A 20,698-nucleotide genomic window follows, 5' to 3' on the forward strand; every position below is an offset into this window, starting at 1 on the left:
GTCACCGCGGCCGTGCCCCGGGGGTGGCACCCGACTCCCGGGCGCCCATACTCGGGGCATGACCGCGTACGAGCACGAGGGCGCGACCGGGCGGCCGGGCGGCCGTGACCGGCGGGGCGACCCCGGCGCCGACGCCGGGTACGACGCCGTCGTGCTCGCGGGCGGTGCCGCCCGCCGGCTCGGCGGCCAGGACAAGCCCGGTGTGCGGGTGGGCGGCCGCACCCTGCTCGACCGGGTGCTGGCCGCCTGCGCCGATGCCACCCGCACGGTGGTCGTGGCCGGGCCCAGACCCACCGCGCGGCCCGTGGAGTGGGCCCGCGAGGACCCACCGGGCGGGGGACCGGTCGCCGCCCTGGACGCCGGGCTGCGGCACACCACGGCGCCGTACGTCCTCGTGCTCTCGGCGGATCTGCCGTTCCTGGAGGAGAAGACGGTCCGGCGCCTGCTGGACACCCTCCGCTCCGCCGGTCCACCCGAGCCCGCGCTCCTTTCGGGCGCATCCCACCCGACCCCCACCGGACCCGGCGTCCGTGCCGAAGACCCCGGCGTTCGGATCGACGGTGTTCTCCTCGTCGACCCCGAGGGGCGGGACCAGCCCCTGGTGGCCGTCTACCGTGCCGACGCGCTGCGCCGCGAGCTGGGCGTGCTCGCCGCCGCGCACGGGAGCCTCACCGGGCTGCCGCTGCGGCGGCTCGTCGCCGCCCTCGACCTCGCTCGCATCGCCGAACCCGTCGCGTCCTTCGACTGCGACACCTGGGGCGACATCGCCGCCGCTCGAGCACGCATCAGGGAGCATGGGCACGTGCTGGATGAATGGATTTCCGCAGTCAAGGACGAACTGGGCATCGACCTGGACGTCGACACCGGTGCGCTGCTCGACCTGGCACGCGACGCCGCGCACGGCGTCGCCAGGCCGGCCGCGCCGCTGACCACGTTCCTCGTGGGATACGCGGCCGCCCGGGCCGGCGGAGGCCCGGAAGCGGTCGCCGAAGCCGCCCGCAAGGCCGCCGCGCTCGCGCTCCGCTGGGCCGACGAGGACACGACCGAAGCCGCGCCGGACACCGCCTCGCCCGGCGGCCCGGCCACGTCCGCCACCGGGCCGGACGCCGGATGACCGCCGCCCGCTCCACCCGGGACAGCCGGAACGGCCAGGACAGCCGGGACGGTCAGGACGACGACTTCGACGTCGAGGAGGCGCTCGCCCTGGTCAAGGGCACGGGCGCCCGCCCGCTCGGCGAGCCCGGCCGGGCGGAGCGTGCCGTCCCCGGCCCCCAGGGGAGCGACCCGGCGGCGGTCCCGCCGCCCGGAGGTCAGGACAGCGGCCAGGACAGCGGTCAGGGCAAGCACGGCCGGCACCGGGCCACGCCGTGGCCGCAGGCCCGGACCGTCGCCGAGCGGGCCGCCCGCTCGCTGCCCCGCCGTACCCCCGTCCCGGTGCCCCTCGACGCCTCCCTCGGCCTCGTTCTCGCCGCTCCCCTGACCGCGCTCACCGACCTCCCCCCTTTCGACACCTCGGCCATGGACGGCTGGGCGGTCGCCGGACCCGGTCCCTGGGAGGTGCGGGAGGACGGTGTGCTGGCCGGGCACGCGGAACCGGAGCGGCTCAGCGACGGCGAGGCGGTCCGGATCGCCACCGGGGCACGGGTCCCGCGCGACGCGACCGCCGTCCTGCGCAGTGAACACGGCCACCTCGACGACAAGGGACGCCTGCACGCGAGCGCCGCGCCGGAGTCGTCCCCCGTCCGTTCCCGGGGCGTCCTGGCCCTCGCGCACGGGCAGGACATCCGCCCGCGCGGCCAGGAGTGCCGCAGCGGCGACCAACTGCTGCCGCTCGGAGCCCTGGTCACCCCCGCCGTGCTGGGTCTAGCGGCGGCCGCCGGCTACGACACGCTCGCCGTCGTCCCCCGCCCGCGTGCCGAAGTCCTCGTCCTCGGAGACGAGTTGCTCACCGAGGGGCTGCCCCGGGAAGGGCTCATCCGGGACGCGCTCGGTCCCATGCTGCCGCCGTGGCTGCGGGCGTTGGGCGCCGAGGTCGTCGCGGTGCGTCGGCTCGGCGACGACGCCGAGGCGCTGCACAAGGCGATCACCGGCTCCATGGCCGATCTGATCGTCACCACCGGCGGCACCGCGGGCGGCCCCGTCGACCACGTCCACCCCACCCTGCGCCGGATCGGCGCCGAACTGCTCGTGGACGGCGTCAAGGTGCGGCCGGGACACCCGATGCTGCTGGCCCGCACCCAGGAGAACCAGCACCTCGTCGGCCTGCCCGGCAACCCCCTCGCCGCCGTCTCCGGGCTGCTCACGCTCGCCGAGCCGCTGCTGCGCACGCTGGCGGGACGCGCGGCCCCGGAGCCGTACACGCTGCCGCTCGGAGAGGCCGTGCAGGGGCACCCGTACGACACCCGGCTCATCCCCGTCTCGCTGCGCGGCGAACGGGCCGCGCCGCTGCACTACAACGGTCCGGCGATGCTGCGCGGGATCGCCGCCGCCGACGCACTCGCGGTCGTACCGCCGGGCGGCGCCCGTGCCGGGCAGGAGCTGGACCTCATCGATCTGCCGTGGGCCGTCACGGGGATCGACGCGTGCTTCGCCTGAGCCGGCGGGCCGGGTGGGGCCCGGCCGAGCCGGTCGCGGGCCTGAGCGGCATGAATCCGAGCGGGGAGTGTTTCACGTGAAACTTCCGGGCGACGACACGATCGCCCGCCAGGCGGACGAACACCTCGTGACCTACCAGGTGAAGCTGCCGCAGAAGGTCGTGCAGCGGCCGATCCGGCAGGTGGCGAAGCGGCTGTCGATGGCGCTGCTGCTGCTCGTGCTCACCGCGCTCATCGTCTGGGTCGACCGCGGTGGCTACACCGACAACTCCGACGGCAGCGTCGACATGCTCGACGCCTTCTACTACGCGACGGTCACCCTCTCCACCACCGGATACGGCGACATCACCCCGACCAGTGACATCGCCCGGCTCGTCAACATCCTGGTCATCACGCCCCTGCGGGTGCTGTTCCTGATCATCCTGGTCGGCACCACGCTGGAGGTCCTCACGGAACGCACCCGTGAGGAGTGGCGACTGAACCGCTGGAGGGCGGCTTTGCGCGATCACACCGTCGTTGTCGGGTTCGGGACCAAGGGGCGGTCGGCCATCGAGACCGTCTGCGCGAGCGGACTCAAGAAGGAGCAGGTCGTCGTCGTCGACCCGAGCTCCAGGGTGGTCGACGCGGCCACGGCCGAGGGGTACGCGGGGGTGATCGGGGACGCCACGCGCAGCGATGTCCTGATGCGCGCCGAGCTCCACCGGGCACGGCAGATCATCATCGCCACCCAGCGGGACGACACGGCGGTCCTGGTCACTCTGACGGCACGGCAGCTCAACCGCGGGGCGAAGATCGTCGCCGCCGTCCGCGAGGAGGAGAACGCGCCGCTGCTGCGGCAGTCCGGTGCCGACGCGGTCATCACCAGTGCCAGCGCCGCGGGCCGGCTGCTCGGTCTCTCCGTGCTCAGCCCCGCCGCGGGCATGGTGATGGAGGACCTGATCCATCAGGGCAGCGGGCTCGACATCGTGGAGCGGCCCGTCACCAAGGCGGAGGTGGGCATGAGCGCCCGCGACACCACCGACCTGGTGGTCAGCGTCGTACGGGGGCACCGCGTCCTCGGATACGACGATCCGGACGCCGCAGCGCTGGAGCTGACGGACCGGCTGATCACGATCGTCCGGGTCTCGTACAGCCCGCGGCAGGCGACGGACATTCGGCCCCTGCCGCGGGAGTAGGCGGCACCTTCCAGGAGTAGCGTCCTTCTCATGTACGCGATCACGATTCCTGAACCTGGTGGGCCCGAGGCGCTGGTCTGGGACGAGGTGCCCGATCCGGTGCCGGCCGAGGGCGAAGTGCTGGTCGAGGTGGTGGCGAGCGCCGTCAACCGTGCCGATCTGCTGCAACGGCAGGGTCTGTACAACCCGCCGCCCGGCGCCTCCCCCTACCCCGGACTCGAATGCTCGGGGCGCGTCGCCGCGGTCGGCCCGGGTGTTCTCGGCTGGTCGGTGGGCGACGAGGTGTGCGCGCTGCTCTCGGGCGGCGGATACGCCCAGAAGGTCGCCGTCCCGGCCGGACAGTTGCTGCCCGTGCCCGCGGGGCTGGAGCTCCGTCAGGCGGCGGCACTGCCCGAGGTGACCTGCACCGTCTGGTCGAACGTCTTCATGGTCGCCCACCTGCGTCCCGGCGAGACCCTGCTCGTGCACGGCGGTTCCAGTGGCATCGGCACCATGGCGATCCAGCTCGCGAAGGCCGTGGGCGCGAAGGTCGCGGTCACGGCGGGCACCAAGGAGAAGCTCGACTTCTGCGCGGAGCTGGGCGCGGACATCCTGATCAACTACCGGGAGCAGGACTTCGTCGAGGAGATCAGGCAGGCCACCGGCGGGGCGGGCGCGGACGTCATCCTCGACAACATGGGGGCCAAGTACCTCGACCGGAACGTGCGTGCCCTCGCCGTCAACGGACGGCTCGCCATCATCGGCATGCAGGGCGGCGTCACGGCGGAGCTGAACATCGCCGCTCTCCTGACCAAGCGTGCCGCGATCAGCGCGACCTCGCTGCGGGCCCGGCCGCTCGGCGAGAAGGCGGCGATCGTGGCGGCCGTGCGTGAGCACGTGTGGCCGTTGCTCGACTCCGGCCATGTGCGTCCGGTCGTCGACCGCGAGCTGCCCATGAGCGACGCGGCGGACGCGCACCGGGTGCTGGAGGAGAGCAGCCACATCGGAAAGGTGCTGCTCATCGCCCCCTAGGGGGCGAGCTCGCCCGCGGCGGGCGGTGCCGCTGAGGCGGGGCGGGGCGCGGTCCGGCGATCGCGCCCCGCCCCGTATGCGCGTACAGGCGGGTTTCCGGGCCCAGGCTCGGCCGGGCGCGCACCCGCAGGCTCCGCAGGGCGGCTCAGGGGCCAGGTACCGCCGGGTTTCCGGGGGCTGGTTCAGCGGTCGCGGGTAGGGCCCGGTTGCCGGAGGCCGGCTCAGGGGTCGGGTACCGCCCGGTTTCCGGAGGCCGGCTCAGCCGTCGGGTACCGCCCCGCTTCCGGAGGCCGGCTCAGCGGCCGGGTACCGCCCGGTTCCCAGGGGCCGGTTCAGCGGTCGGGTACGGCCCGGTTTCCGGAGGGTGGCTCAGGGGTTGCGGGCTCGTAGGCCCAGGAAGGCCAGGCCGAGGCCCAGGCCGATGAGGATCAGGCCGCTGCCGAGCGGCAGGATCGCCAGGTCTCCGTCGGGCGTGGAGCCGGGGCCCACGACGCTCTGCTGGACGGGGGCCGCGTTGTCGCCCGAGGGGTCCGAGGTCTCGCTCGGCTCCGTGATCGAGGTGTCCGCGGCGGGGGCCGTGTCCTGGAGGTCAGGACTGTCCGGGTCCTGGCTGTCCTGTCCGTCCGGAGTGACCGGCTCGGCGCGGCCGGGCCGGTCGCGTCCCTGGCCCGCGTAGCTGCCCGCGCGGGAGGGGTCCGCCGTAGGGGTGGGACGGACCGGATCGGAGGCCGTGGGACCGGCCGCGTCCGAGGCGGTGGGCCCCTGGCCGGAGGGAACGGGCGGGGTGGTCCGTCCAGGTGACGGATGCGGTGATCCGGACCCCGGAGTGGGTGTGGTGGACGGGGCGGGTGTGGTGGTCACCCCTGTGGAGGGAGAGGCCGAGCCGTCGCCGCCGGCGGGCGGAACCGGTGAGGTGCCGACGGGATCCGAGGGGTCCCGTGAGACGGCGGCCGAGCCGCCCCTGCGGCCGGCCCCGGCGGTGGGCCCGAGGTCCCCGGAGCGGGCCAGGGCAGTGGAGGCGTGCCCCGCGGTGGAGGCGTGCCCCGCGGTGGAGGCGTGCCCCGCGGTGGATGCGTGAGCCGGGGCGGAGGTGAGGCCTCCGGACCCGGCCGCGGCCGCGAACGAGAAGCTCCCGGAGACCACCGGAGCGGCGTGGGTGACGGGGGCGGCGCCGGTCAGCAGGGCGGCCGTGAGGAGTCCGGCCGTGGGCAGGGTGCTCAGCCATGGAGTCACGTCGGTGACCCCCTCCCGGAACGGTTCGCCAAGACGGGTGCCGTGATCGACGGAACCAGCCTCACATGACGTCGTGATCCCGGCATCTCGACAGAAAGTGACGTCATTCGCGCACTTCAGAGGCCGTTCCGCCCCCTCACTTCGCCAACTGGTGCGACGTAGGTGGTGGATCACCGTGTACGGGGGGCACCACCGTGATGGAGTACGTGGGTGCGAGAGAATGGCGGCATGGAGATGCCGAGGAACGAACGGTCGCCCGAGAACCCTCAGATCCTGGTCGTCGGACAGGACGGGATGGCGCTCGGCGGCACCGGGGACGAGGACTCCCGAGAGATCCCGGTGACGGAGATGGTGGAACAGCCCGCCAAGGTGATGCGCATCGGCAGCATGATCAAGCAGCTGCTGGAGGAAGTGCGCGCGGCACCTCTGGACGAGGCCAGCCGGGTCCGCCTCAAGGAGATCCACGCGAGTTCCGTCAAGGAGCTGGAGGACGGTCTCGCTCCGGAGCTCGTGGAGGAACTGGAGCGGCTCTCCTTGCCCTTCACGGACGAGGGGACTCCCAGCGACGCCGAACTGAGGATCGCGCAGGCTCAGTTGGTGGGCTGGCTGGAAGGGCTCTTCCACGGGATCCAGACGACCCTGTTCGCCCAGCAGATGGCGGCCAGGGCGCAGTTGGAGCAGATGCGCCGTGCGCTGCCGCCGGGTGTCGGCGGTCTGGAGGGCGACGAGGACCCCCGTACGGGAGGCCGTTCGGGCGGGCCGTACCTGTAACCGCGCGGGTCGCCGCGTCGTCACGCGGTCATCGAGCCACCGCCCCGTCACCCCGGCGGCGTGCGGTCACCACCGACAGGAAACGGGCCCGGCACTCAAGTGCCGGGCCCGTCCTCGATTCCACGTCCTGTCTCCGCGTCCCGCTTCGCATCCCGCTTTCGCGTCCGGATTCCGCGTCCCGTAGGTGCCCGGGGTCGCTAGGACGGATCACCCGAGGACACCTTGAGCTCGATCTCGGGCATTTTCTTGGGGTCGACGTCGTCACCGGCGGAGGGGAACTGGTCCATGATCGTGTCCTCGCCGTACGTGTTCTCGTCCACCCGCGTGATCTTCATCCGCCAACCGGCGGCCTGGAAACAGGACTTCACCGAGCTGAGGTTCTTGAAGTGGAAGTCCGGGACCTCGATCTTCTTCGGGTCGTTGTAGGACTCCGTCGGGTCCGTGCACTTCTCGGTGTCGATCGTCTTCGACGTGTCCGGGCCCTTGTGCCCCTCGGCCGCGGTGGCCGACGAGCTGGCGGTGCTGTGGCCGCCTCCACCCTTGTCGTCGTCGCTCCCGCCGTTCAGCGTGAGCGCCGTGATCAGACCGCCGATGGCGATGAGCGAGACCAGGACCGAGCCGACCACGACCGGCTTGTTGCTCTTGGCGCCGCCCTGGCCGCCCGCGGCCTGGGGCGAGAGGTTGTACGGGGGAGGCGTGGAGACGCCGTGCTGCCCGGAGTACGCGGCGGTCTGCGGCGGCGTCGGGTAGCCGCCCTGCTGCGGGTAGCCGTAGGCCGGGGAGGGAGCCGGCGTGCCGTACGGGTGCGGCTGGTACGGCGTCTGCACGGGGCCGGGGGCCGGAGTGCCCTGGTCGACCGGCGGGAACACGGCGGAGCCGACGCCCGAACCGCTCGGCGTCTGGGCGCCCGGCACGATGTTCGGCGCGGCGGCCTGGAACGACTGGGCGACCCGCAGGCACTCGTCGCGCATGATCTCGGCGCTCGGGAAGCGCTCGTTCGGGTTCTTCTTCAGCGCGCGGGCGATCAGCGCGTCGACGGCCGGGGGCAGCGAACGGTTGACCGAGGAGGGCGCGACCGGCTCCTCCTGGACGTGCGCGTAGGCGATGGCCAGCGGGGAGTCCGCCTCGAACGGCAGCCGCCCGGTGACGAGCTGGAACAGCATGATGCCGACCGAGTACAGGTCGGACCGCGCGTCGACGCCCCGGCCGAGCGCCTGCTCGGGGGAGAGGTACTGCGGGGTGCCGACGACCATGCCGGTCTGCGTCATGGAGGTGACGCCGGACTGCATGGCGCGGGCGATGCCGAAGTCCATGACCTTGACGACGTTGCGCTTGGTCATCATCACGTTGCCGGGCTTGATGTCCCGGTGGACCAGGCCCATCTCGTGGCTGATCTCCAGGGCCGCCAGGACGTCCGCGGTGATCTTCAGGGCCTTGTCGGCGGGCATGGCGCCGTACTGCTGGATGTCCGCGTCGAGGACCGAGCCGAGCGGCTTGCCCTCGATGTACTCCATGACGATGTACGGCGTCGTCATGCCGTCGAGGTCGTCCTCGCCGGTGTCGAAGACCGAGACGATGTTCGTGTGCGTGAGCTTGGCCACCGACTGGGCCTCACGGCGGAAGCGCTCGCGGAAGGCCTGTTCCCGGCCGAGTTCGGTGTGCAGCGTCTTGATCGCGACCTGCCGGTCGAGCACCGAGTCGTAGGCGAGGTGCACCGAGGCCATACCGCCCTCGCCGAGCAGATCGCGCAACTGGTAGCGGCCACCGGCGACCGCGCGCCCCGCGTAGCGGCCCTGTGCGCCGTCCTGGCTCATCTTCTGCGTCCCCCGCGGCATCGGTGATCGATTGGCTTATTCCGGGCCAAGTCTGCCCGAGGGCACGGACACGTCAAGCTCGGTGCCCGTTCCGTGACCGTCTGAGAAAGAAGCGTCGCGGAAGCGTTACAGGTGACGTACGGCCGGTACACGGAATTTGCACGGACGGGCCTCCGGCGGACGGACGGCCGGTCCGTCTCACGCTCATCCCGGACCGGCGGCCTGCGTGGAGCCTGTAGCGTGGCCCGACGGAGACCGTAACAACCACCGCGCAGACCGCGGGCAGAAACGACGGCGAGGACTGATGGCACAGCAGCAGCGCGCTCAGGGCCCGTCCGACCCCGAGGCGACTGGCGGCGGTATGTCAGATGCGCCGGAGATGTGGGGTAACGGCGGGCTGGTCGGCGACGGCCGGTATCGGCTGACACACCGGCTCGGCCGGGGCGGCATGGCCGAGGTGTTCGCCGCCGAGGACGTGCGCCTGGGACGGACCGTGGCGGTGAAGCTGCTCCGTGCCGATCTGGCCGAGGACCCGGTGTCCAAGGCCCGTTTCACGCGTGAGGCCCAGTCGGTCGCGGGGCTCAACCACCACGCCGTCGTGGCCGTGTACGACTCCGGCGAGGACGTGGTCGGGCACGGCGTCGTCCCGTACATCGTCATGGAGATCGTCGAGGGTCACACGATCCGCGACCTGCTGATCAACGCCGAGGCCCCCGGCCCCGAGCAGGCGCTGATCATCGTCTCCGGAGTCCTGGAGGCGCTGGCCTACTCGCACCAGCACGGGATCGTGCACCGCGACATCAAGCCGGCGAACGTGATCATCACGGAGACCGGCGCCGTCAAGGTGATGGACTTCGGCATCGCGAGAGCCCTGCACGGCGCGCAGTCGACGATGACCCAGACCGGCATGGTCATGGGCACCCCGCAGTACCTCTCCCCCGAGCAGGCGCTCGGCAAGGCCGTCGACCACCGCTCCGACCTGTACGCGACCGGCTGTCTGCTCTACGAACTCCTCGCGCTGCGGCCCCCGTTCACCGGCGAGACCCCGCTGTCGGTGGTCTACCAGCACGTCCAGGACATCCCGATGCCTCCCTCGGAGGTCTCGCACGAGGTGCCGCCGGAGCTCGACGGGCTCGTCATGCGTGCCCTCGCGAAGGATCCGGACGACCGGTTCCAGACCGCCGAGGAGATGCGCGGACTCGTCCAGTACGCGCTCCAGATGCTGTACGACCAGGGCAGCCACACCGGCACCTGGAACACCGGCCCGGTCACCATGCACGAGGGGCCGCACGGCCAGGGAGCCGGTTTCGTCGGCACGGCCTCGCTGCCGCACCCGGGCGACTACGGCACCACGCAGATCCCGGCGCCGCTCATCCCGCCCTACGGGGCCGGTGACGACGGCGGCTTCGAGGGGCACGGCAACCGGGGCAGTGGCCGCGGCAAGCTGTGGATCCTCGCGCTCTTCGCGCTGATCGCCATCGCCGGCGGTGTCGGGCTCGCGCTCCACAACATGGGCAACGGCACGGGTTCGGGGACCGGCACCACGCCGACGCCGACCGTCTCGCACTCCAGCGGGAACGACGACGACACCGAGCAGCCCACGGACGACACGACGGAGCAGTCGACGGACGACGGCACCTCGGACGACTCGACCAACACCGGCGACACCACGGACTACCCCCCGTCGTACGAGCCGTCCCAGAACGCGACCACCCCGGAGACGCCGGACCAGCCGACGGGCCAGCCGACGAAGACCGCGCCGACCACGGCGGCACCGACCACGCCGGCGTCGCCGACGGACGAGCCGGAGAGCAGCGCGCCGGCCGGGACCGAGTCCCCCGACGCGGGCGACGGGCCCTGATCCGGTCCTCCCGGGTCCGTACGCGTATCGGACCCGGGAGTGTGGTGATCACCAGCCTCTGTTCACGAGCCTTTGATCACGAGCCGCTGTTCACAGATTCCTGGTGCAGGCTCCCGATCACAGACCCATGATCGTTCAGGAGTTCCGCTGTTCCGCCTGTTTGCGGGCCACATAGGCGGCCGCCTGCGACCGGCGCTGCATTCCCAGTTTGGACAGCAGGCTCGACACGTAATTCTTGATCGTCTTCTCGGCGAGGTGCAGTCGCTCCCCGATCTGGCGGTTGGTGAGCCCTTCGCCGATCAGGTCGAGGATTCTGCGTTCCTGGTCGGTGAGCCGGGCGAGCCGGCCCTCGTCCCGGGTGCCGCCGTCCCGCAGCCTTTCCAGGACACGCGCGGTGGCCACCGGGTCGAGCAGCGATTTCCCGGCCGCGACATCCCGAACGGCCGCGAGCAGTTCATGACCGCGAATGGCCTTGAGGACATAGCCCGAGGCGCCCGCCATGATCGCGTCGAACAGGGCCTCGTCATCGGCGTACGACGTCAGCATGAGGCATTTGATGTCCTCGTTCGCGGAGCGGACCTCACGGCAGACCTCGACACCGCTGCCGTCCGGGAGGCGCACGTCCAGGACGGCCACGTCCGGGCGGGTGGCCGGGATCCGTACCAGTGCGTCGGCCGCGGTACCGGCTTCCCCGACCACTTCGAGGTCGTCCTCGACCGAGATCAGTTCGTGGACACCGCGGCGCACCACTTCGTGGTCATCGAGCAGGAATACCGTGATTTTCCCGATTTCACGCACGCTGTCAGTCTCACACACGCCCATCGGCATTGCCCCAGGTGAACTCTTCCCGAGCCCGGGGTGGCCGGGATAACGTGCCAGGGTTCCGGCCCCCTGCAAGGCTGTGACCAGTGCTGTGACCAGCAACTGTTCCGATCTGCTCGATCTAGTAGGAAATCCACGTTTCCAAGTACTTGGATTTCCTATCAAAATCGCAGGTCAGGAGGGGTTTCACAGAAATGTGAAGCACTGGGTAACGTGGCAGTTGCAGGGCGCTCGCCGGGGCACCTGTCACGCCTGTTCCCGGCCGAGTGGCACCCACCCCGTGCCCGGGTGCCGGAACAGGCGAGCCGCTCTCCCGAGCTCGAACCGCGAGCGAGGGGGACCCCAGCCTTCCGGCAACCCCGGGGGCCGGACCGACGGAGGAGCACACGTGACCGTGGAGAGCACTGCCGCGCGCAAGCCGCGACGCAGCGCCGGTACGAAGAGCGCCGCGAGCGCCAGTACGACCGGTACCAAGAGCGCCGCGAGCAGGAGCGCCGGCGCGGCCGCCAAGAAGTCGCCCGGGGCGACGGGCGGCGAGCCGGAACTCGTTCAGCTGCTGACCCCGGAAGGCAAGCGGGTCAAGGACGCCACGTACGACCCGTACGTCGCCGACATCACCCCCGAGGCGCTGCGCGGCCTGTACCGGGACATGGTCCTGAGCCGCCGCTTCGACGCGGAGGCCACCTCCCTGCAGCGCCAGGGCGAGCTGGGCCTGTGGGCCTCGATGCTCGGCCAGGAAGCCGCTCAGATCGGCTCCGGCCGCGCCACCCGCGACGACGACTACGTCTTCCCGACCTACCGCGAGCACGGCGTCGCCTGGTGCCGCGGGGTCGACCCGACCAACCTGCTCGGCATGTTCCGGGGTGTGAACAACGGCGGCTGGGACCCGAACGGCAACAACTTCCACCTGTACACGATCGTCATCGGCTCGCAGACGCTGCACGCCACCGGCTACGCCATGGGCGTCGCCAAGGACGGCGCCGACTCGGCCGTGATCGCGTACTTCGGTGACGGCGCCTCCAGCCAGGGCGACGTCATGGAGGCCTTCAACTTCGGCGCGGTCTACAACGCGCCCGTCGTGTTCTTCTGCCAGAACAACCAGTGGGCGATCTCCGAGCCGACCGAGCGCCAGATGCGCGTGCCGCTCTACCAGCGCGCGCAGGGCTTCGGCTTCCCCGGCGTCCGCGTCGACGGCAACGACGTCCTCGCCTGCCTCGCGGTCACCAAGTGGGCCCTGGAGCGGGCCCGCAGCGGCGAGGGCCCCACCCTGGTCGAGGCGTACACCTACCGCATGGGCGCGCACACCACCTCCGACGACCCGACCAAGTACCGGGCCGACGAGGAGCGCGAGGCGTGGGAGGCGAAGGACCCGATCCTGCGCCTGCGCGCCTACCTCGAGGCCGGAAACCACGCGGACGAGGGATTCTTCGCGGAACTCGAGGCCGAGAGCGAAGCGTTGGGCAAGCGAGTACGCGAAGTGGTGCGAGCCATGCCGGACCCGGACAACTTCGCCATCTTCGAGAACGTGTACGCGGACGGGCACGCGCTCGTCGACGAGGAGCGCGCCCAGTTCGCCGCCTACCAGGCGTCGTTCGCGGACGCCGGGGAGGGCAAGTAGCCATGACGACCGAAAAGATGGCGCTGGCCAAGGCGATCAACGAATCGCTGCGCACGGCTCTCGAGGCCGACCCCAAGGTCCTCATCATGGGCGAGGACGTCGGCAAGCTCGGCGGTGTCTTCCGGGTCACCGACGGTCTCCAGAAGGACTTCGGCGAGGAGCGGGTCATCGACACCCCGCTCGCCGAGTCGGGCATCGTCGGCACCGCGATCGGCCTGGCCCTGCGCGGCTACCGCCCCGTCGTGGAGATCCAGTTCGACGGATTCGTCTTCCCGGCGTACGACCAGATCGTCACCCAGCTCGCGAAGATGCACGCGCGGGCGCTCGGCAAGATCAAGCTCCCCGTCGTCATCCGCATCCCGTACGGCGGCGGCATCGGCGCGGTCGAGCACCACTCGGAGTCCCCGGAGGCGCTGTTCGCGCACGTGGCGGGCCTGAAGGTGGTCTCTCCCTCGAACGCCGGCGACGCCTACTGGATGATGCAGCAGGCCATCCAGAGCGACGACCCGGTGATCTTCTTCGAGCCGAAGCGGCGCTACTGGGACAAGTCCGAGGTCAACAAGGACGCCATCCCCGGTCCGCTGCACAAGGCGCGGGTGGCGCGCGAGGGCAGCGACCTCACCCTGGTCGCGTACGGCCCGATGGTGAAGGTCTGCCTGGAGGCCGCCGCGGCCGCCCAGGAGGAGGGCAAGTCGATCGAGGTCCTGGACCTGCGCTCGATGTCGCCGATCGACTTCGACTCGATCCAGGCCTCGGTCGAGAAGACCCGCCGCCTGGTCGTCGTGCACGAGGCGCCGGTGTTCCTCGGGACGGGCGCGGAGATCGCGGCCCGCATCACCGAGCGGTGCTTCTACCACCTGGAGGCGCCCGTCCTGCGGGTCGGCGGCTATCACGCCCCGTACCCGCCGGCCCGCCTGGAGGAGGAGTACCTTCCGGGCCTCGACCGGGTGCTCGACGCCGTCGACCGCTCGCTGGCGTACTAGGAGAGAGTCGTGACGACGATGACTGAGAACGCGTCGGGACTCCGCGAGTTCAAGATGCCCGACGTGGGCGAGGGACTCACCGAGGCGGAGATCCTCAAGTGGTACGTCCAGCCCGGTGACAAGGTCACCGACGGGCAGGTCGTCTGCGAGGTCGAGACCGCCAAGGCCGCGGTCGAACTGCCGATCCCGTACGACGGTGTGGTGAGCGAACTCCGCTTCCCCGAGGGCACGACGGTGGACGTCGGCCAGGTGATCATCGCGGTGGACGTGTCCGGTGGCGCGGCCCCCGCCCCGGTGGCCCCGGCCGCCGAGCAGGCCCCGGCCGCTCCGGCCGCCCCCGTGGAAGCCCCCGTCGAGGAGGCCAAGCCCGAGGACCGCAAGCCGGTCCTCGTCGGGTACGGCGTGGCGGAGTCCTCCACCAAGCGGCGCCCCCGCAAGGGCGTCGAGGCCCCCGTCCAGCAGGGCGAGCCCCTGTACGCGGCCACCGCGATCCAGGGCGAGCTCAACGGCCACGGGTCCGCGGCCCCCCAGCAGCGGCCCCTCGCCAAGCCTCCGGTCCGCAAGCTCGCCAAGGACCTCGGTGTCGACCTCGCGACGGTCACCCCGTCGGGCCCGGACGGCATCATCACGCGGGAGGACGTGCACGCGGCGGCCGCTCCGGCGCAGGCGCCCGCCCCGGTCGCGGCCCCGGCCCCCGCAACGGTTCCGCAGGCCCCGGCCCGCGTCCAGCCGCAGGTCCCGGCCCCGGCCGCGTCGTTCGACGGCGCGCGCGAGACCCGGATCCCGGTGAAGGGTGTCCGCAAGGCGACGGCCACGGCGATGGTCGGCTCGGCGTTCACCGCGCCGCACGTCACCGAGTTCGTGACGGTCGACGTGACGCGCACGATGCGACTGGTCGAGGAGCTCAAGCAGGACAAGGACATGCAGGGGCTGCGGGTCAACCCGCTGCTGCTCGTGGCCAAGGCCCTGCTGGTCGCGATCAAGCGCAACCCGGACGTGAACGCGTCCTGGGACGAGGCCAACCAGGAGATCGTCCAGAAGCACTACGTGAACCTGGGCATCGCCGCGGCCACCCCCCGCGGTCTGATCGTGCCGAACATCAAGGACGCGCACGCCAAGACCCTGCCTCAGCTCGCCGAGTCGCTGGGCGAGCTGGTGGCGACCGCGCGCGAGGGCAAGACCTCGCCGGCCGCGATGCAGGGCGGCACGGTCACGATCACCAACGTCGGCGTCTTCGGCGTCGACACGGGCACGCCGATCCTCAACCCCGGCGAGTCCGCGATCCTCGCGGTGGGCGCGATCAAGCTGCAGCCCTGGGTCCACAAGGGCAAGGTGAAGCCCCGTCAGGTCACCACGCTGGCGCTGTCCTTCGACCACCGCCTGGTCGACGGCGAGCTCGGCTCCAAGGTCCTCGCCGACACCGCGGCCGTCCTGGAGCAGCCCAAGCGGCTGATCACCTGGGCGTAACCGGATCGGCCGGGGTCCGGGCCCGGACGCCAACAGGAAGGGGCCTGCCGCGCGGTGCGCGGCAGGCCCCTTCTGTGTGTCGCTTACCTGGCGAAGCTGTAGTTCAGCAGCTTCGTGGCGTCCGAGGTGCGCGCGCTGATCGACGTGGAGGCGAGCACCGTGCCGATGATCGTCTTGCCGTTGCGGGTGGCGGCGAAGACGAGGCAGTACTTCGCCTCGGGGCCCGAACCGGTCTTGATGCCGATCGTGCCGGAGTAGCCGGTCAGCAGCGGCTTGTTGGTGTTCTCCCACGTGTAGTAGCGGTAGCCGCCACTCGCGGTCGTCACCTTCTGCTTGGTGCTGACGGTCTTGACGACCGTCTTGAAGGTGGTGCTCTTCATGGCGCTGCTGGCGAGCTTCGTCAGGTCGCGCGGCGTCGAGTAGTTGCTGCCGTTGCCGATGCCGTCGAACGAGTCGAAGTGCGTGTTCGTCATGCCGAGGCTCCGCGCCGTGGTGTTCATCTTGCCGATGAACGACTTCACGCGGGCGGCGCGCGTCGAACCCGAGCCGAACTTGTCGGCGAGCGCGTAGGCGGCGTCACAACCCGACGGCAGCATCAGACCGTAGAGAAGCTGACGGACCGTGACCTTGTCCCCGACGATCAGGTGGGCCGAGGAAGCGGTGTTGGCGACGATGTAGTCGCTGTACGCCCTCTGGACCGTGACCTTGGCATCGAGGTTCAGGTTCGACTGGGCCAGCACGACCTTGGCCGTCATGATCTTCGTGGTGGAACCGGTGGACAGCTTGGTGTCCGCAGCCTTCTTGAAGAGGGTCGTGCCGGTCCCGTTGTTCATCGTGTAGCCGCCCTTGGCGGCGATCGTGGGGGTGGCGACAGCGCCCGCCGGCGCGGCGCCGAAGGCTCCGGCTGCCAGCACGGCGCCGGTGGTGAGGGTCACGGCGGCGGCCCTGCGGAAACGCGTGCCCTTAATGCCGGTAATCAAAATAAACGCTCCGAATGCACGAAATGCCCCTGGGAGAACGGCACATGGGAGTGCCGTCCCAGTTCAGACTCCCGGGAAGCGCAAAGGGATGTGCGGCAAACGCGTGAAATTCATGTGACCTGGGTTACAGGCGGGGCCTGTTGAGGGGTCCGCATGCTGAAATGCCCCCGGCCATGCGTACGTGTTGTATCTATGATGTGCGCATGCCTTCAGCCCCTCCCGCGCCGGCGCGGCCCCCCGTGAAACAGCCGCCGGCAGCCGACCGCGTCTACGCACACGTCAAGGACGGGGTCCTGGAGCGCCGTTACGAAGGCGGGGCCCTGCTCACCGAGGGCGAACTCGCCGACGCGGTGGGCGTGTCGCGCACCCCCGTCCGTGAGGCCCTGCTCCGCCTGGAGGCCGAAGGGCTGATCAAGCTCTACCCGAAGAAGGGCGCGCTCGTCCTGCCGGTCTCCGCCCAGGAGATCGCCGACGTGGTCGAGACCCGTCAGCTTGTCGAGGAGCACGCCGCGCGCAAGGCCGTACCGGCGTCGCCGCAGCTCCTGGCCCGCCTGGAGGAACTGCTCGACCGGCAGAAGGAACAGGCCGCCGCCGGGGACCTGGCCGCCGCCGCCGTCACCGACCGCTGCTTCCACGCCGAGATCGTCCGCAGCGGCGGCAACGAGATCCTCTCCCGGCTCTACGACCAGCTCCGCGACCGCCAGCTCAGGATGGGAGTCGCCGTGATGCACGCCCACCCCGACCGGATCACCAAGACGCTCGTCGAGCACGAACAGATCCTCCAGGCGCTGCGTTCCGGTGACGCCGACGCGGTCGTGGCGCTCATCCACGGACACGTGAGCTGGTTCTCCAACCTGGCACGGGGAGAGGTCCGATGAGCTCGTCCACCGCACTGCCCGGCGACCCGCCCGGCGGTCGGCGCGCGATCGCCGTCTGGAGCATCGGCGTCTCGGTCTACTTCGTCGCGGTCATCTTCCGCACGTCCCTCGGGGTGGCCGGGCTCGACGCCGTGGACCGCTTCCACGTGGGCGCCTCCGCCCTGTCCACCTTCTCCATCCTCCAACTGCTCGTCTACGCGGGCATGCAGATACCGGTCGGGCTCCTCGTCGACCGGCTCGGCACCAAGAAGGTGCTGACCATCGGCGTCCTGCTGTTCACGGCCGGACAGCTGGGCTTCGCGTTCTCATCGTCGTACGGGATGGCGCTCGCCTCGCGCGCCCTGCTGGGCTGCGGTGACGCGATGACGTTCATCAGCGTGCTGCGGCTCGGCACCCGGTGGTTCCCCGCCCGGCGCGGACCGCTCGTCGCCCAGCTCGCGGGCCTGGCCGGCATGGCGGGCAACCTCGTCTCGACGCTCGTGATCGCCCGGCTGCTGCACGGCGTGGGCTGGACGGCCGCGTTCGCCGGCAGCGCCGCCGCCGGTGTGCTCGTCCTCGTCCTCCTGCTGCTGTTCCTGGAGGACCACCCCGAAGGCCACCGGCCGGAGCCGTTCCCGCACCAGGGAGCCGCCTACGTCCGCCGTCAGATCGTCGCGTCCTGGCGGGAACCCGGCACCCGGCTGGGTCTGTGGGTGCACTTCACCACGCAGTTCCCGGCGATGGTGTTCCTGCTGCTGTGGGGGATGCCGTTCCTCGTCCAGGCCCAGGGCCTCACCCGGGCCACGGCCGGTGAGCTGCTGACGCTCGTCGTCCTGGCCAACATGGCCGCCGGGCTGGTGTACGGGCAGATCGTCGCCCGGCACCACACCGCGCGGCTGCCGCTCGCGCTGGGCACGGTCGCGGCGACGGCGATCGTGTGGGCGGCGGTGCTGGTGTACCCCGGCGAGCACGCGCCGATGTGGCTGCTGGTCGTGATGTGCGTGGTGCTCGGCTTCTGCGGGCCGGCCTCGATGCTCGGCTTCGACTTCGCGCGTCCGGCGAACCCGCCGGAGCGTCAGGGAACCGCGTCCGGGATCACCAACATGGGTGGTTTCACCGCGTCGATGACGACGCTGCTGGCCATCGGCGTCCTGCTCGACGCCACCGGCGACGACTACCGGATCGCCTTCTCCGCCGTGTTCGTGCTCCAGGCGCTCGGGCTCAGCCAGATCTTCCGGCTGCGGGAGCAGGCGGCCCGCCGGGAGCGGGAGCGGCTCGTCGCCAGCCGGGTGGAGACGGTGCACGTACCGGCGTGACCGCCGGGGGCCGCACCGCCCCGCGGCCGACGCGGTGGTCGCGGCCGCTGCGGTGGGCGCCGGCGCCGGTGGCTGTCGCGGCCGCTGTTGCCGTCGTTGCGGCTGCGGCTGCGGCTGCGGCGGTGACTGTGACCGTGGCTGCGCTTGCGGTTGCCGTCGTACGGGACGTGCGGAGCGGGACGGCGGGCGGGGGAAGACCCCCGCCCCGCTGCCCGTGTGTGCGCCCCGCCCCGCCCGTTACGGCGTGACGGCGAGGCTGCGCAGGATCGCCGTGGTCAGCTCCGGGTCGCCCTCGGCCTTGATGCGGTCGGACACCGCGTCGGGGCCGACGCGGCCACAGGCCAGCCGGACGAAGGTCTCCCAGTCCAGGGCGAGGCTGACGGCGGGCCCGAGAGAGGGCGAACCGTCTATCGAGCCGCGTCCGTCGGCGTCGACACGGACGGTGCGGAGGAACTCCACGGGACCGTGCACGTCGAAGACGACCGCGGAGTTCGCCGGCGCCCCCGCGTCCTTGGCGACGATCTTCGGCAGCGCGGCCAGGAGCTGGTCCCGCACGACGACCGATCCGGGGGAGTCGAGGTTCCCCGGCCGGCCCAGCGTGTAGCGCAGGTCCTGCTCGTGCACCCACACGTCGAACGCGCGGTTGCGCATCGCGTGTTCCAGGGTGACCTCGGTGCCCAGCGGGCCCCGCACCTTCGCGTCGGGCTGCCGCGACTCGTTCCGGAGCTGCCGGTTGCGGCGGATGATCGTGTACTCCAGCTCGGAGGTCATCTCCGGCGCCGTGTGGTGGCGGCGCACGTCGACCTGCATCTCCATGTACCGCTGGTGTTCGTTCGTCACGTGGTAGAGGTCGCGGGGAAGCGTGTGGATCGGCCGCGGGTCGCCGAGCATCTCGCAGTCCAGCCCGATGACGTGCGAGACGATGTCACGGACCGACCAGCCGGGGCACGGAGTCCGCCGGTTCCACTCGCCCTCCACAAGCGGCTGCACCAGCTCGGATATCGCTTCGATCGAGTGGGCCCAGGCGTCGGCGTAGGACTGAAGACTCGGATGCAGACTCACGGAACGGGACCCCTCGGGCGGTTGGACGCGGGCATTTCACAGGCAGCGGGTGTCTTGGGACGCTAAGTTACGCTGCTGTGAGGCACCCCGGCAGTGCTTTCGTGTGACGATCGTAGGCCCGTATGGACGGCTCGAATGCCAGGACGGTGGTAGTGTGCGCGCCTCGCTCCTCCAGATCGACGTAAACGACGACGAATCGGTCGCGGACCGCAGACTCCGCGTGGCGGACCTGGTACGGGATCAAGCCGGAGTCGATCTCGTCGTCCTCCCCGAACTGTGGACCACCGGCGCCTTCGCCTACGAGGGCTTCGGGCCCGAGGCCGAGCCGCTGGACGGTCCGACCCACGAGGCGATGAGCAAGGCGGCGAGCGACGCGGGCGTGTGGCTGCACGCCGGCTCGATCCCCGAGCGCGCCGGTTCCGGGAACGGCCCCGGGGGCTCCCTCTACAACACCTCTCTCGTCTACTCCCCCGCGGGCGAACGCGTCGCCGCCTACCGCAAGATCCACCGCTTCGGCTTCGACCAGGGCGAGGCCGTGCTCATGGGCGCGGGCACGGAACTGGTGACCGCGCGGCTGCCGGAGACCGTCATCGGCCTCGCCACCTGCTACGACCTGCGGTTCCCCGAACTCTTCCGCGGACTCGTCGACGCCGGGGCGCAGACCCTCGTCCTGTCCGCCGGCTGGCCCGAGCGGCGCCGCTCCCACTGGACCCTGCTCGCGCAGGCGCGCGCCGTGGAGAACCAGGCGTACGTCCTCGCCTGCGGAACGGCCGGTACGCACGCGGGAGTTCCCCAGGCCGGTCACTCGATCGTGGTCGACCCGTGGGGTGAGGTCCTCGCCGAGGCGGGTGCGGGCGAGGAGATCCTCACCGTGGAGTTCGACCCGGCGAAGGTCGCGGAGACCAGGGAACAGTTCCCGGCCCTGAAGGACCGCCTGCTGGGCCTGGCGACCCCGTCCCGCTGACCCCTGCCTCGCGTCGGACCCTGCCTCGCGTCGGACCCTGCCTCGCGTCGGACCCTGCCTCGCGTCGGACCCGGCCTCGCGTCGGACCCGGCCTCGCGTCGGACCCGGCCTCGCGTCGGACCCGGCCTCGCGTCGGACCCGGCCTCGCGTCGGACCCGGCCTCGCGTCGG

17 protein-coding genes are annotated in these 20,698 nt (G+C 71.4%); 12 read left to right on the top strand and 5 right to left on the bottom strand.

Translation table 11 applies throughout. From position 1 onward, the window contains the following. Window positions 1-58 precede the first annotated feature (58 nt). The 4 genes from ACFYYF_RS16680 to ACFYYF_RS16695 all read left to right on the top strand — a co-directional run bounded on the left by ACFYYF_RS16680 (window position 59) and on the right by ACFYYF_RS16695 (window position 4,780). The gene (locus ACFYYF_RS16680; protein ID WP_388776175.1) at window positions 59-1,114 is read left to right on the top strand and encodes a DUF6457 domain-containing protein; all 1,056 of its coding nucleotides are present in this window, start codon (window positions 59-61) and stop codon (window positions 1,112-1,114) included. Next, entirely contained in the window at window positions 1,111-2,595 is a 1,485-nt protein-coding gene (locus ACFYYF_RS16685; protein WP_388776178.1) for a molybdopterin molybdotransferase MoeA, read from the top strand. The genes ACFYYF_RS16680 and ACFYYF_RS16685 overlap by 4 nt, the downstream gene beginning before the upstream one ends. Before the next feature lie 67 nt (window positions 2,596-2,662). Then, window positions 2,663-3,769, top strand: coding sequence for a potassium channel family protein (locus ACFYYF_RS16690; protein WP_388776181.1), 1,107 nt, complete (start codon window positions 2,663-2,665; stop codon window positions 3,767-3,769). 30 nt (window positions 3,770-3,799) lie between these two features. After that, window positions 3,800-4,780 (top strand): NAD(P)H-quinone oxidoreductase, encoded by a 981-nt coding sequence (locus ACFYYF_RS16695; protein WP_365479047.1) that lies wholly within the window; start codon window positions 3,800-3,802, stop codon window positions 4,778-4,780. A 369-nt stretch (window positions 4,781-5,149) separates the two neighbouring features. On the opposite strand, the gene ACFYYF_RS16700 is transcribed toward ACFYYF_RS16695, so the two are convergent. Further along, window positions 5,150-6,013, bottom strand: a complete 864-nt coding sequence (locus ACFYYF_RS16700; RefSeq protein ID WP_388776183.1) for a hypothetical protein — start codon at window positions 6,011-6,013, stop codon at window positions 5,150-5,152. Between the two features lie 228 nt (window positions 6,014-6,241). Between ACFYYF_RS16700 and ACFYYF_RS16705 the strand changes: the two genes are divergently transcribed. Continuing rightward, window positions 6,242-6,784 carry a bacterial proteasome activator family protein gene (locus tag ACFYYF_RS16705; RefSeq protein ID WP_037614800.1) on the top strand — a complete coding sequence of 181 codons (543 nt, stop codon included), beginning with the start codon at window positions 6,242-6,244 and terminating at the stop codon, window positions 6,782-6,784. Between the two features lie 197 nt (window positions 6,785-6,981). Here ACFYYF_RS16705 and ACFYYF_RS16710 read toward each other — a convergent pair whose 3' ends face one another. Then, entirely contained in the window at window positions 6,982-8,598 is a 1,617-nt protein-coding gene (locus tag ACFYYF_RS16710) for a protein kinase (RefSeq protein ID WP_388776187.1), read from the bottom strand. 304 nt (window positions 8,599-8,902) lie between these two features. Here ACFYYF_RS16710 and ACFYYF_RS16715 point away from each other — a divergent pair, with 304 nt between their 5' ends. Then, on the top strand, window positions 8,903-10,459 hold the full coding sequence (locus ACFYYF_RS16715; protein ID WP_388776190.1) for a protein kinase: 1,557 nt from the start codon (window positions 8,903-8,905) through the stop codon (window positions 10,457-10,459). Between the two features lie 135 nt (window positions 10,460-10,594). Here ACFYYF_RS16715 and ACFYYF_RS16720 read toward each other — a convergent pair whose 3' ends face one another. Then, window positions 10,595-11,257, bottom strand: coding sequence for a response regulator transcription factor (locus ACFYYF_RS16720; RefSeq protein ID WP_365479060.1), 663 nt, complete (start codon window positions 11,255-11,257; stop codon window positions 10,595-10,597). A 412-nt stretch (window positions 11,258-11,669) separates the two neighbouring features. On the opposite strand from ACFYYF_RS16720, the gene pdhA reads away from it, so the two are divergent. The 3 genes from pdhA to ACFYYF_RS16735 are packed head-to-tail and all read left to right on the top strand — an operon-like array spanning window position 11,670 to window position 15,349. Further along, window positions 11,670-12,899: a pyruvate dehydrogenase (acetyl-transferring) E1 component subunit alpha gene (pdhA, locus tag ACFYYF_RS16725; RefSeq protein WP_361688485.1), complete on the top strand. Its 1,230-nt coding sequence runs from the start codon at window positions 11,670-11,672 to the stop codon at window positions 12,897-12,899. Window positions 12,900-12,901: 2 nt separating this feature from the next. Continuing rightward, window positions 12,902-13,882, top strand: a complete 981-nt coding sequence (locus ACFYYF_RS16730; protein WP_361688488.1) for an alpha-ketoacid dehydrogenase subunit beta — start codon at window positions 12,902-12,904, stop codon at window positions 13,880-13,882. Between the two features lie 9 nt (window positions 13,883-13,891). Further along, window positions 13,892-15,349 carry a dihydrolipoamide acetyltransferase family protein gene (locus ACFYYF_RS16735; protein ID WP_388776195.1) on the top strand — a complete coding sequence of 486 codons (1,458 nt, stop codon included), beginning with the start codon at window positions 13,892-13,894 and terminating at the stop codon, window positions 15,347-15,349. An 83-nt stretch (window positions 15,350-15,432) separates the two neighbouring features. On the opposite strand, the gene ACFYYF_RS16740 is transcribed toward ACFYYF_RS16735, so the two are convergent. Beyond that, window positions 15,433-16,329, bottom strand: coding sequence for a serine hydrolase (locus tag ACFYYF_RS16740; RefSeq protein WP_361688494.1), 897 nt, complete (start codon window positions 16,327-16,329; stop codon window positions 15,433-15,435). Window positions 16,330-16,532: 203 nt separating this feature from the next. Between ACFYYF_RS16740 and ACFYYF_RS16745 the strand changes: the two genes are divergently transcribed. Together ACFYYF_RS16745 and ACFYYF_RS16750 are read left to right on the top strand one after the other, a co-directional pair. Next, on the top strand, window positions 16,533-17,207 hold the full coding sequence (locus ACFYYF_RS16745) for a GntR family transcriptional regulator (RefSeq protein ID WP_361688497.1): 675 nt from the start codon (window positions 16,533-16,535) through the stop codon (window positions 17,205-17,207). After that, entirely contained in the window at window positions 17,204-18,502 is a 1,299-nt protein-coding gene (locus ACFYYF_RS16750; protein WP_388776199.1) for a nitrate/nitrite transporter, read from the top strand. Before ACFYYF_RS16745 ends, ACFYYF_RS16750 begins: the two co-directional genes overlap by 4 nt. Window positions 18,503-18,739: 237 nt before the next feature. On the opposite strand, the gene ACFYYF_RS16755 is transcribed toward ACFYYF_RS16750, so the two are convergent. After that, entirely contained in the window at window positions 18,740-19,564 is an 825-nt protein-coding gene (locus ACFYYF_RS16755) for a maleylpyruvate isomerase family mycothiol-dependent enzyme (protein ID WP_365479071.1), read from the bottom strand. Between the two features lie 154 nt (window positions 19,565-19,718). On the opposite strand from ACFYYF_RS16755, the gene ACFYYF_RS16760 reads away from it, so the two are divergent. Continuing rightward, window positions 19,719-20,528 (top strand): carbon-nitrogen family hydrolase, encoded by an 810-nt coding sequence (locus ACFYYF_RS16760; protein ID WP_388776202.1) that lies wholly within the window; start codon window positions 19,719-19,721, stop codon window positions 20,526-20,528. Window positions 20,529-20,698: the final 170 nt, after the last annotated feature.

This window comes from Streptomyces sp. NPDC001914 (genome assembly GCF_042891215.1).
Lineage (GTDB): Bacteria > Actinomycetota > Actinomycetes > Streptomycetales > Streptomycetaceae > Streptomyces.

Excerpts from the sequence above, each read along its gene's own strand:
- ACFYYF_RS16680 (WP_388776175.1), top strand. The coding sequence starts at position 59 with ATGACCGCGTACGAGCACGAGGGCGCGACCGGGCGGCCGGGCGGCCGT.
- ACFYYF_RS16710 (WP_388776187.1), bottom strand. The coding sequence starts at position 8,598 with ATGAGCCAGGACGGCGCACAGGGCCGCTACGCGGGGCGCGCGGTCGCC.
- ACFYYF_RS16695 (WP_365479047.1), top strand. The coding sequence starts at position 3,800 with ATGTACGCGATCACGATTCCTGAACCTGGTGGGCCCGAGGCGCTGGTC.
- ACFYYF_RS16705 (WP_037614800.1), top strand. The coding sequence starts at position 6,242 with ATGGAGATGCCGAGGAACGAACGGTCGCCCGAGAACCCTCAGATCCTG.
- ACFYYF_RS16745 (WP_361688497.1), top strand. The coding sequence starts at position 16,533 with ATGCCTTCAGCCCCTCCCGCGCCGGCGCGGCCCCCCGTGAAACAGCCG.
- ACFYYF_RS16750 (WP_388776199.1), top strand. The coding sequence starts at position 17,204 with ATGAGCTCGTCCACCGCACTGCCCGGCGACCCGCCCGGCGGTCGGCGC.
- ACFYYF_RS16730 (WP_361688488.1), top strand. The coding sequence starts at position 12,902 with ATGACGACCGAAAAGATGGCGCTGGCCAAGGCGATCAACGAATCGCTG.
- ACFYYF_RS16715 (WP_388776190.1), top strand. The coding sequence starts at position 8,903 with ATGGCACAGCAGCAGCGCGCTCAGGGCCCGTCCGACCCCGAGGCGACT.
- ACFYYF_RS16685 (WP_388776178.1), top strand. The coding sequence starts at position 1,111 with ATGACCGCCGCCCGCTCCACCCGGGACAGCCGGAACGGCCAGGACAGC.